This window comes from Phenylobacterium sp., assembly GCF_037968635.1.
Taxonomy (GTDB): Bacteria; Pseudomonadota; Alphaproteobacteria; order Caulobacterales; family Caulobacteraceae; genus Phenylobacterium.
The window spans coordinates 1-10741 of record NZ_JBBKVV010000050.1; the positions used below are offsets into that span (position 1 = coordinate 1).

12 protein-coding genes and 1 pseudogene are annotated in these 10741 nt (G+C 66.1%); 6 read left to right on the plus strand and 7 right to left on the minus strand.

Annotated elements, in window-relative coordinates; translation table 11 throughout:
* The coding region (gene yghU / locus AAC997_RS05195) for a glutathione-dependent disulfide-bond oxidoreductase (protein WP_340644625.1) at positions 1-548 on the minus strand (548 nt) is incomplete at its 3' end.
* Positions 549-682: 134 nt separating this feature from the next.
* Here yghU and AAC997_RS05200 point away from each other — a divergent pair.
* The 4 genes from AAC997_RS05200 to nhaA all read left to right on the plus strand — a co-directional run bounded on the left by AAC997_RS05200 (position 683) and on the right by nhaA (position 4395).
* Complete coding sequence (locus AAC997_RS05200; RefSeq protein WP_340644626.1) at positions 683-1252, plus strand: RNA polymerase sigma factor; 570 nt, start codon at positions 683-685, stop codon at positions 1250-1252.
* Positions 1236-1613, plus strand: coding sequence for a DUF6768 family protein (locus AAC997_RS05205; protein WP_340644627.1), 378 nt, complete (start codon positions 1236-1238; stop codon positions 1611-1613). Before AAC997_RS05200 ends, AAC997_RS05205 begins: the two co-directional genes overlap by 17 nt.
* A 43-nt stretch (positions 1614-1656) precedes the next feature.
* Positions 1657-2940, plus strand: a complete 1284-nt coding sequence (locus tag AAC997_RS05210; protein ID WP_340644628.1) for a hypothetical protein — start codon at positions 1657-1659, stop codon at positions 2938-2940.
* Positions 2941-3222: 282 nt separating this feature from the next.
* Positions 3223-4395, plus strand: a complete 1173-nt coding sequence (gene nhaA, locus AAC997_RS05215; protein WP_340644629.1) for a Na+/H+ antiporter NhaA — start codon at positions 3223-3225, stop codon at positions 4393-4395.
* Positions 4396-4581: 186 nt separating this feature from the next.
* Here nhaA and AAC997_RS05220 read toward each other — a convergent pair whose 3' ends face one another.
* Positions 4582-4731 carry a hypothetical protein gene (locus tag AAC997_RS05220; RefSeq protein WP_340644630.1) on the minus strand — a complete coding sequence of 50 codons (150 nt, stop codon included), beginning with the start codon at positions 4729-4731 and terminating at the stop codon, positions 4582-4584.
* Positions 4732-4955: 224 nt separating this feature from the next.
* Here AAC997_RS05220 and drt5 point away from each other — a divergent pair, with 224 nt between their 5' ends.
* A complete protein-coding gene (gene drt5 / locus AAC997_RS05225; RefSeq protein WP_340644631.1) occupies positions 4956-6506 on the plus strand; it encodes an antiviral reverse transcriptase Drt5 in 1551 nt (516 codons plus the stop codon).
* Between the two features lie 41 nt (positions 6507-6547).
* Here drt5 and AAC997_RS05230 read toward each other — a convergent pair whose 3' ends face one another.
* The 4 genes from AAC997_RS05230 to AAC997_RS05245 form a co-directional block, all read right to left on the minus strand.
* On the minus strand, positions 6548-6679 hold the full coding sequence (locus AAC997_RS05230; RefSeq protein ID WP_340644632.1) for a hypothetical protein: 132 nt from the start codon (positions 6677-6679) through the stop codon (positions 6548-6550).
* Positions 6679-6936 carry a hypothetical protein gene (locus tag AAC997_RS05235; protein ID WP_340644633.1) on the minus strand — a complete coding sequence of 86 codons (258 nt, stop codon included), beginning with the start codon at positions 6934-6936 and terminating at the stop codon, positions 6679-6681. Before AAC997_RS05235 ends, AAC997_RS05230 begins: the two co-directional genes overlap by 1 nt.
* Before the next feature lie 9 nt (positions 6937-6945).
* The gene (locus AAC997_RS05240) at positions 6946-7275 is read right to left on the minus strand and encodes a winged helix-turn-helix domain-containing protein (RefSeq protein ID WP_340644634.1); all 330 of its coding nucleotides are present in this window, start codon (positions 7273-7275) and stop codon (positions 6946-6948) included.
* A gap of 428 nt (positions 7276-7703) precedes the next feature.
* The gene (locus AAC997_RS05245; protein ID WP_340644635.1) at positions 7704-8882 is read right to left on the minus strand and encodes an IS481 family transposase; all 1179 of its coding nucleotides are present in this window, start codon (positions 8880-8882) and stop codon (positions 7704-7706) included.
* Positions 8883-9152: 270 nt separating this feature from the next.
* Between AAC997_RS05245 and AAC997_RS05250 the strand changes: the two genes are divergently transcribed.
* The gene (locus AAC997_RS05250; protein ID WP_340644636.1) at positions 9153-10343 is read left to right on the plus strand and encodes an MFS transporter; all 1191 of its coding nucleotides are present in this window, start codon (positions 9153-9155) and stop codon (positions 10341-10343) included.
* A 194-nt stretch (positions 10344-10537) separates the two neighbouring features.
* Here the strand turns inward: AAC997_RS05250 and AAC997_RS05255 are convergent.
* Positions 10538-10741, minus strand: a pseudogene (locus tag AAC997_RS05255) (ABC transporter ATP-binding protein); the annotation flags it as partial.

A 10741-nucleotide genomic window follows, 5' to 3' on the forward strand; every position in this document is an offset into this window, starting at 1 on the left:
GCGTAGCGGTTGATGGCGTATTCGATCTTCATCGGCGCATAGGCGTAGAAGTGCCCGAACCCGCCCCCCAGGAACGGCGCCGAGCCCATCAGCCACATCAGCCAGGACATGCACTCGGCGCGGGCCGCAGGCTCCGTGGGCAGAAACGCATTCCCGAACTTCTCGGCCAGGTGGATCAGAATGGCCCCGCTCTCGAAGACCCGGATCGGCTCAGGCCCCGAGCGGTCCATCAGGGCCGGGATCTTGGAGTTGGGATTGATCGCCACGAAGTCCGAGCCGAACTGGTCCCCGGTCCCGATATTGATCAGCCAGGCGTCGTACTCGGCGCCGGTGTGCCCCAGAGCCAGAAGTTCCTCCAGCATGATGGTCACCTTCACCCCGTTGGGGGTGCCCAGCGAATAGAGCTGCATCGGATGGCGGCCCACCGGCAGCGCCTTCTCGGCGGTGGGGCCCGCGATCGGCCGATTGATCGCCGCGAACCGCCCGCCGCTCTCCTTGTCCCAGGTCCAGACCTTCGGCGGCTCGTAGCTCTCGGGGAAATTGGTCATGTGGCGCCCTCCCAGGCGGATCGTGGCTTTGCGTAAGAGTGCGATGTGGGGAGGTGGCTTGGCGAGTCCAATAGAGGATCGAACCAAACACAGGGTCGGGGCGACTATAGGATAGGGACCCAAGAGGCGGATGGATGGATCGCGACGTCGGTCAGGTGCTGGACGAGCTGCTGGTGGTCGCGGCCCGCGGCGGCTCGACGCCGGCCTTCCGGCAGATCGTCCTGCGCTGGACGCCCCGCCTGCGCCGCCATGCGGGGCGCCTGCTGTTCAACAACGATTTGGCCGCCGACGTGGTCCAGGAGGTCTGGCTCAATATCGCCCGCGACCTGCCGCGCCTGGCCGACCCCGCCCGCTTCGGCGGCTGGGCCTACGCCATCGTCACCCGCCGCTGCATCGACGCCCTGCGGCGGCGCGGGCGGGATCGGCGCCTGGCGGCCCAGGCGACCACCGAGACCCTGACCGAGGCTCCGCCCCTCGACGCCCGCGCCCGGCTGGACAGCCGCCTGGACCTGGCCGCCGCCATCGCCCGCCTGCCGGTGGACCAGCGGCTGATGGTCAGCCTGCACTATGGCGAAGGCCTGTCGGTCGAGGAGATCGCCCAGGCCCACGGTCTGCGGAGCGGCACCGTCAAATCGCGCCTCCATGCGGCGCGGGAACATCTGAGAACCCTTCTGGAAGGAGAAGACGATGAGCAAGGTCGATGAAGCGATCCGGCGCGCCCTGTCGCCGGAGGACGTGAGGGCCTACGACGCCCTGGGGCAGGAACAGTCCATCATCGCCGAGGCGATGCAGGCCTTCCAGGCCCAGCACCGCCTGGTCGCGGTGGGCGGCTGGTTGGCGGGGTTTTCGCTGTTCGCCGTCGCGGCCTGGGCCGGATGGCGATTCTGGCAGGCCGCCGACACCCGCGACATGCTGTTGTGGGGCGCCCTGGCCGGGGTCGCCCTCTCCGGTCTCGGATTGGTGAAGCTCTGGTTCTGGATGGAGATGCAGAAGAACGCTATCGTGCGCGAATTGAAGCGCCTCGAACTGCAGGTGGCGAGCCTCATCGCGGCGTCCGCGCCCTGAGAGCCTCGTGTGTGACCGCAGGGCGCGTAGGAGACTCCCCGGAATGAAGATTCCAGTGTTGCGCCTGTTCCTCACGGCCCTGGCCTGCGCCGTGCCCAGCGTGGTCCTCGCCGCCGCGCCTGGCGCCCAGGTCCCCGAACTGTTCGGCGCCCCGCTGGAGTTCTACATCTTCGGCCTGACCCTGGCGGGGATCGCGGTGTTCCATAAGCGCACCCTGGAGGTCTCCCTGATCGGCCTGGCCGCGGTCCTGCTCTACCAGGGCTTCGTCAGCGGCTATCCCACCGGCTTTGGCCTGGCCGCCCTGGGCGTCCACTTCCAGCACGAGTGGGTGATCCTCACCAACCTGCTGCTGCTGCTGGTGGGCTTCGAGGTGCTCTCCAACCAGTTTGAGCGCAGCAACCTGCCCGATCACCTGCCGGGCTTCCTGCCCGACAACTGGACCGGCGGCCTGGTTCTGCTGGCCGTGGTCTTCTGCATGTCCGCCCTGCTCGACAACATCGCCGCGGCCATGATCGGCGGGGTGATGGCCAAGCACGTCTATCGCAGTCGGGTGTCGGTGGGCTTCCTGGCCGCCATCGTCGCGGCGGCCAACGCCGGCGGCGCGGGCAGCGTCATCGGCGACACCACCACCACCATCATGTGGCTGAACGGCGTGTCGCCCCTGGCGGTGCTGCCGGCCTTCGTCGGGGCCGCCGCCGCCTTCGTGGTCTTCGGCGTCTTCGGCGCCCTGTCCCAGCAACGCTATCAGCCCATCCTTGAGCATGACGAGCCGGGCCACCCCATCGTCTGGCGGCGCGTCATCATCGTCGGCGTCGTGCTCGCCGCCGCCGTCGCCACCAATGTCACCGCCAACGCCTTGACGACGGGCGAGGAGATCGCCCCCTGGCTGGGTATGGCCGTCTGGGTCGCCGTGCTGGCCACCGCCCCCTTCGGCAAGCCGGACTGGTCGGTCACCCGGCCCGCGCTCAAGGGCGCCGTCTTCCTGGTGGGCCTGGTCACCGCGGCCTCTCTGATGCCTGTGGAGGCCCTGCCCGAACCCTCATGGGAGGTCGTGCTTGGACTGGGCTTCCTGTCTTCGATCTTCGACAACATCCCGCTGACCGTGCTGGCCCTCGAACAGGGCGGCCACGATCCGGCGCTGCTGGCCTATGCCGTGGGCTTCGGCGGCTCGATGATCTGGTTCGGCTCCTCGGCCGGCGTGGCCCTGACCAACCTCTTCCCCGAGGGCCGCTCGGTCATCGCCTGGCTGCGCCAGGGCTGGTACGTGCCGATCGCCTATGTGGTCGGCTTCTTCGCCCTGCTGCTGCTCTTCGGCTGGCACCCCTAGGCCCGGTCGACCTTCACACTGAAGGCCGCCTCCAAAGCCCCTCCCCCTTGCGGGCAGGGGTTGGGGTGGGGGTGTGAGCGCCAAGGTCTGCCGGTCGTGGCGATGGGGCGGCGCCGAATGTCGATACGACCTGGAGCCGGGAAAGGCCTGAGCGATCGCTGAGGTTCAGCACGTCTCAGACGCACCCGGTCACGAGGTGTTCAGACGCCACGCGCCGGTAACCGACGCACCCGCCCGCCGGGACTGCTAGACTAGGCGTCCCGTTCACATCGCGAGCCTTCAATGACCTCCACACGCCGTCACCCGTCCGCCCTGCGCACCCTCTTCGAAAGTGAGTCCGCGGGCGGGTTGATGTTGATGGGGGTCGCGGCCCTGGCGCTGCTGGTGGCCAATTCGCCGCTGGCCGGCGCCTATTTCACCGTGCTGCACGCCCCCGTCGGCGGCCTCGACGTCCTGCACTGGATCAATGACGGCCTGATGGCCGTGTTCTTCCTGCTGGTCGGCCTGGAGATCAAGCGCGAGGTCATCGACGGCGAGCTCTCCACCTGGTCGCGCCGCATCCTGCCCGGCGTCGCCGCGGCCGGGGGCATGCTGGTCCCGGCCCTGGTCTTCCTCGCCTTCCAGGGCGGCGATCCCAAGACCATGCAGGGCTGGGCCATCCCGGCCGCCACCGACATCGCCTTCGCCCTGGGCATCCTGTCCCTGCTCGGCTCGCGGGTTCCCGTCTCGCTGAAGGTCTTCCTCACCGCCCTGGCGATCATCGACGACCTGGGGGCGGTGCTGATCATCGCCTTCTTCTACACCTCCGACATCGCGCTGTGGGCCCTGGCCGGGGCCGCCGTCGCGCTCGCCGCCCTGATCGCCATGAACCGCATGAAGGTCTCGGCGCTCGCGCCCTATCTCGTGGTCGGCGCGGTCCTGTGGTGGCTGACCCAGCAGTCGGGGGTCCACGCCACCCTGGCCGGGGTGGCCCTGGCCCTGACCATCCCCCTGCGGCGCACGCCGGGCGCCCGCGACGACGCCCATTCGCCCCTGCACATCCTGGAACACGCCATCCAGCCCTGGGTCGCCTTCCTGGTGGTGCCGATCTTCGGCTTCGCCAACGCCGGTATCTCCTTCGCCGGCCTCAGCTTCAGCGCCTTGCTGGCCCCGGTCCCGCTGGGCGTCGCGGCGGGTCTGTTCCTGGGCAAGCAGATCGGGGTCTTCGGCTCGGTCTGGCTGCTGGTCCGCCTGGGGTTCGCCGAGCGGCCCGGACGATCCACCTGGCGGCAGATCTACGGCGTCTCGGTGCTGTGCGGCATCGGCTTCACCATGAGCCTGTTCATCGGCCTGCTGGCCTTCAAGAACCCGGAACTGCAGGAGGCCACCAAGCTCGGCGTCCTGGCGGGCTCGGTGCTGGCCGCCGGCTTCGGCTGGGCCATCCTGCGCAAGGCCCCGCCCCGCCCGAAAAGCTGAGGGGCTGGCCGCCGCGCCAACCGCGCCTCCTGCCCGATGCCCCGTTGCGGGCGACCCGCGACTGAGGCGTATCGACATTCAGCGGCGCTAGACCAACGCCTCCCCTCCCCCTTGCGGGGAGGGGCCGGGGGTGGGGGTGTCGGCTTGGCCTGCAAAGCGCAGCCTCAGCGTGAAAGTCGGTACGACCTATGTCTGCAGCGGATGACGGCCGACCGGCAGCACCTTCTCCGCCGTTGCGCCCGCGATCGGCCGATTGATCGCCGCAAACCGCCCCCCGCTCTCCTTGTCCCAGGTCCAGACCTTCTGCGGCACAAAGCTCTCGGGGAAATTGCTCATAGGCGTACCCTCCCAGGAGGATCGCGTGTTGCCGGTAGAGTGCGATGTGGGGGGTGGGCTTGGCTAGGCCAATAGGAACACCGACGCAGGCCTGACCTAGTTGGCAAGGTCCAGTCGCCATCATCACATCACCACACGGCGCGGAGAGAAAGTTCCGCCCGTATTGCAGTTGAGGTTGAGCGGGTATTGATGAATGCGTGAGAGCAAGAATAGGAAGTGCCCGAGTGAGCAAACCTCCCAAGCCAACGGCTTCCTCAGCCTCGGACAAGGCAGCTTCGCAGCCATACTCCTCACGGGAATTCTTTCTTGAAGACGTGCCGCGCACCCTATTTCCGCTGACGACCAACAAAATTCTGGTCGAGCGGGGCGCAGCCGAACTCCTCGCCTTCGCGAAAAATATCGTCGCCGGGAACGGTTCATTTCTGCCGCAGCGAAGGGTCTATGCGAACAAAGATGCTTTGCATCTGCGACGGACGGTCAAGCTCGATCCGGTCGCCGAGTTCTTTCTCTACGACCTCATATACGAAAACCGCACACGATTCAGAAAGCCCCACAGCACGAAGCGTCAGCACTTCGGATATCGGTTCGACAAAGGACGCCCCATGGCGCCATCCCGAAGCTATGCCGATTTCAAGTTAGAGGTTTGGACCGGCACTTTTCTAAGTGAAGAATTCATAGGCTTTGATATCGCGGCCTATTTCAACGGCGTCTACCATCACGACTTGCAGGCTTGGTTCGGCGGAATTGGTGCCTCGAACGAGGATGTTGAAGCCTTCGGAAAATTTTTTCGAGAAATCAATGCAGGCCGATCTCTCGATTGCCTTCCGCACGGACTCTATCCCGCCAAAATGATCGGTAATGACTTTCTTCGGTTCATCGAAGAGTCAGCTGTAATCCAAGCAGAGCAGATCGCTCGCTTCATGGACGACATCTACCTCTTTGGAGACGACATTAACGTTCTGAGGGCAGACTTTGCAGAGGTGCAAAGGCTGCTTGGGTTGAAAGGTTTGTCGGTAAATGCGTCAAAGACACAGTACGGAGGTACTCCGACGACAGATGAAGCTGATGGCGAAATAAGCGAACTCAAGAAGCGCCTACTCAAACGACGTCGCCATCTCATTGTCTCGCACTATGACGACGACTTCGATGATGAAGAAGATGACGATGAAGTCCCTGAGGGAGAAGAAGGCGATGACGCTCTCAGCGAGGAAGAGATAGAATACGTGGTGTCGCTGCTAAACGGTGGCAAGCTCAGCGAGGAGGATGCTGAACTCATCTTGATCGTCATGCGGGACAACGTTGAACGGATCGAGCAGCATCTCGGGCAATTCGCTAAAGGTTTTCCGCATCTGGCAAAGAACTTCTATGGCCTCTGCGCCGATGCCAAGGACAAAGATGCCGTGGCCAAGATCGTCCTCGACGTAGTCAGTCAAGGCGAACATGTTGGCGAATACCAACTCTTCTGGTTCGGCATGATGCTTGAGCACTACCTCATGAACACCAAGCACGCGCCGGAATTAATTCATGCCCTCTATAAGCATCAGAGTTCCACTGACATTTCGAAGGCCAAAATCTTAGAAATCCCAGATTTACGCTATGGCCTCAACGAAATGAGGGAAACCTTTCTGCGTGAAGGTCGATCTGATTGGTTGGCATGGGCATCCGCTGCTGGGTCAAGAGGCATGAAGAAGTCGGCACGGAACTATCTCTTGGATTACTTCAAAAACGGATCTGACATGAACAAGCTCATAGCTGAGATTATTCAAAAGGATTGATTTGCGTCGGCCAAGGCGGCCCGGACGCTAGCTTCGCCCCCTCACCCCACCGCCGCCAACACCTCCACCGCCGTCCGCACACACACCACCAGGCCCAGCGCCCAGTCCGGCGGCGCGGTCACCCACACCTGCCCGCCGAGCGCCAGGTTGAGGATCATGTCCACCCAGCTCATCAGCCGACGTCCTTCAGCATCTTCTCCACCGCGGCCAGCCGGGTGCGCAGGTCGGCCAGGGTGACCGACATCGTGTCCAGGGCCGTGGCGGTCTCGGCCTGCGCGGCCACAGCCTTCTCGGCGATGACCCGATAGGCGTTGTCCTCGGTGATCTTGGCGCGGGCCTGGGCGACGATGGCGAAGTAGCGCATGGCGAAGACGCCGAGGATGGTCCCGAGGACCATGCCGATGGTGGCGAAGAAGACGGGTGGGGACATGGGGTTCTCTTAAGCCTCGGATTTGGGGGTCAGGCTGGCCGCCGCGATGGCGATGGCCTGCGGGGTCAGGGTCAGGGCGAAGTCGGTCGCCTCGAAATAGTTCAGCGCCTTGCCGTCGGCCGACAGCTCCAGCCGGCTGGCGACCAGGTTCGCCGCCTCCAGCTTGGCCAGGTGCAGATGCAGCAGCGGCCGGCTGATGCCGATCTCGCGGGCCAGCTGGCTGATGTACTGCCGCCCGCCGACCTGCAGGGCCGCGACGATGCGCAACCGATGCGGATTGGCCAGCGCCGACAACTGGGTCAGCAGGTCATCTCCCGGTGTGGGTAGGCTCTCTTTCATGTGTAAGAATTATCTGACGCATGTCAGGGTGTCAAGACGAAAGAATTCCTTCTCCCCTTGCGGGGTTGAGAGCGGCGGTTCGCGCTTGCGAACCGGATAGCCGAGCATGCTCGGCTCGCTCTCGACGGTGGCCCTGCGGAGCAGGGTCGGATGAGGGGTCGATAGGCCTCTCCGATCCGCTCATCCCGGCGACCCGGAGGGCGGCGCGAAGCAGCCAAGGTCGGGACCCAGATTCATCCAGATGCGGCGGCAATTCATTCGCTTGCTCGCAAGGCGTTTCTTGAGATCGCGGTGGGCTTCACCTGGGTCCCGGCCTTCGCCGGGATGAGCGGGTGTTAGTTCTGAGAGCGCAGCGCGACCCCTCATCCGACCGGTCGCTGATCGTGTCCAGCTGATCGATGGGTGACAGTTTAGCCCGGATGGATGGGTTACAGATCCGACGCGATTGGGGCTGGGTCGCTTAAGCGAGCCAGCCGGTTTGTCTTCTGATCGATGAGGCCGATGGGTCGTGCGTGGAAGCGCACCTGCCATTGGCCGGTTGGGGTTTCCTCGACGGCGACGGCCTCGCCGATGAGGGCGGTTGATATGGCGACGAGGCCGCCCCGCCACTTGATTTCGCCGTTGGATCGGACTTTGCGCACGGCGGCGTGGGCGGGATAGTCGGGCTCGGGTGTGTGTTGGGGCAGCTTGCGGGGCGAGGGCCGGTAGAGGCTGGCCGGCGGCGTCTGGTCCAGAGCCTCGTGCGGACGGTAGTGGTTGTAGTCCTCGCGGAAGGCGTCGAAGCGGCGGGCCTGGGCGGCCTGGTTTTCGGCCGGCGGGGTCATGGCTTCCAACAGGGTGCGGTGAAAGCGTTCATGGCGCCCGTTCTGCTGGGGCTTGCCGGGGGTGATGCGCTCATGGCGGATGCCCAGCTTGGTCCACCAGACACTGAGCGCAGTGAGGCCGGTGACGCCGGTGGAGGCGAACGGTGGGCCGTTGTCGGACCGGATGGCCCAAGGCAGGCCGAACTGCGCGAAGGCCGCCTCGAACCAGGGCCTGGCTTCTTCCTCGCGGGTGTTGGGCCCGGCCGACAGGGACAGCAGATAGCGGCTGAAGCCGTCGGTGATGGTCAGGGGCTCGCAGCGACGACCGTCGCCCAGCTTCACCCAACCCTTGTGATCCACCGCCCAGACGTGGTTGGGCCGCTCCGGCGGCGTCAGGCCGCCCAAGGTTGGCGGCGCCCGGCGGCGGCGATGGCGCGGCTGCACCAAGCCCTCGCGCCGAAGGATCGCATCCGCCGTCGAGGCCGCCGGCCAGATCAGGTCGGGATAATCCAGCTTCAGGCGGCCCAAGAGCTTGCGTGGACCCCAGCTCGGTCGCGACAGCTTCAAGGTGATGAGCGCCTCGCTCAACGCCGCGTCCGTCGCTCGACCATGCTTCCGCGGCGCGTGCGACCGCTCCGCCAAGCCCAGCACGCCCTGTTCCAAATAGCGGCCCTGCCATTTGTAACCCGTCTTGCGGCTGATCCCGAAGACCTCGCACGCCTGCGTCATCGTCAGCTCTCCAGACAGCAGCGCCGACACAAACCTCAGTCTCTCATCCACCGCTCTGCTCTCGCACCACGGCATCGGCTCTTCCTCCCTCGCGGGAGAAGACTGTTACCCATCTATCCGGGCTGGTCTGTCACCACTCTATCCGGGCTGCACAATCGGCCACCTTCTCCCGCAAGGGGAGAAGGAAACGGAACTTGCCAACCCCCGTTCTCTCAGCCACCTTGCCGCCACCAAAGGGAAGACCCCGAGATATGAGTACCGGCTGCACCGCGGGCTGAACGCCCCGCCGCACACGTCGCGCCACACCGCGCGGCCCGTCCGACACATATCGACCCTCGGGTACTCATGGCATTTTTCGGCAATGACGCGATCAATCGCGTCAACCTGCATTCCGGCGTCCAGGCCCTGGCCCAAGGCGCCGGGAGCATCTTCTTCTTCGTCCTGCTGCTGAAGGCCGGCGTCTCGGTCCCCCACGCCCTGCTGGCCCAGGCCGCCATCGTCACCGGCCGCTTCGCCCTGCGCCCGCTGATGCTGCCCCTGGCCAAGCGGTTCGGCCTCAAGCCGCTACTGATCGCCGGCACGCTCATGCTGGCCCTGCGCTTTCCCCTGCTGGCGGAGGTGCGCGGCCTGGACCTGGCTCTCCTGGCCCTGCTGGCCGTCACGGCGGTGGCCGAGCTCTGCTACTGGCTGACCTACAACACCTACTTCGCCATGCTGGGGGACGCCGAGCATCGCGGCCATCAGGTCGCCGCCCGCGAGGCCTTCATCGCCGTGCTCAGCATCGCCTCGCCCCTGCTGGGGACCTGGGCCCTGCTGACGCTCGGACCGCGCTGGGCCTTCGCCGGGATCGCCGTGGTCCAGGCCCTCGCCGTCCTGCCCCTGCTGGCCCTGCCCAACATGGCGGTGATCCCCCATGCGCCGGGCGCCCTGCGCGCCGCGCGCCTGGCCTTCGCCCTGCTGGTGGTCGATGGCTGGTTCGACGCCTGCTACTTCTTTGTCTGGGAGATCGCGCTGTTCCTGTCCCTGGGGGAGAGCATCGCGGCCTATGGCGGGGCCATGGCCCTGGCCGGCCTGGTGGGGGCCTGCTTCGGCCTCTGGGTCGGCCGCCATGTGGACGGCGGCGGCGGCCGGCGCGCGGTGCTGATCGCCTATTCGGTGGCCGTCGTCATCGTGATCCTGCGGGCCGGCAGCCTGCCGACCCCGTGGCTGGCGGTGGCCGCCCATGCGCTCGGCGCCGTCCTCATGCCCCTGCTGCTGCCGCCCCTGGGCGCGGCGGCCTACAACCTGGCCAAGGCCGCCCCCTGCCCGTTCCGCTTCCACATCGCCACCGAGGCCGGCTGGGACATCGGCTGCGCCGGCGCCTGCGTCACGGCGGCGGCCCTGATCACCCTGGGCGCCCCGATGACCGTGCCCATCCTGCTGGCCCTGCCGGCCGTGGTCGCGGGGTTCACGTTGCTGTGGCGGTATTTCGGAGATCTTCCTTCTCCCCTTGCGGGAGAAGGTGGCCCTGCGGAGCAGGGTCGGATGAGGGGTTGAAAGGCCTCCCAAGCAAACCCAACCCGTCATCCCGGACGCCGAAGGCGATCCGGGACCCAGGGGCCCAGCGCACCGCCCCGGGGTCCCGGCTCTCCCCTGCGCTCGGCCGGGATGACGGGATCATTGTCTCAGAGCGGAGCGCGACCCCTCATCCGTCAGCTACGCTGACACCTTCTCCCGCAAGGGGAGAAGGATTACAGCCCAATCTCCCTCGCCACCCCGATCGCCTCGAGGAAGTCCCGGTCGTGGCTAACCACCAGGACCGCCCCGTCATAGCCCCGCAGCGCCGCCTCGATGGCCGAGAGCGAGTCCAGGTCCAGATGGTTGCTGGGCTCGTCCAGGATCAGCAGCTTGGGCGGATCCTGCGCGCACAGCACGCAGGCCAGGGCCGCCCGCAG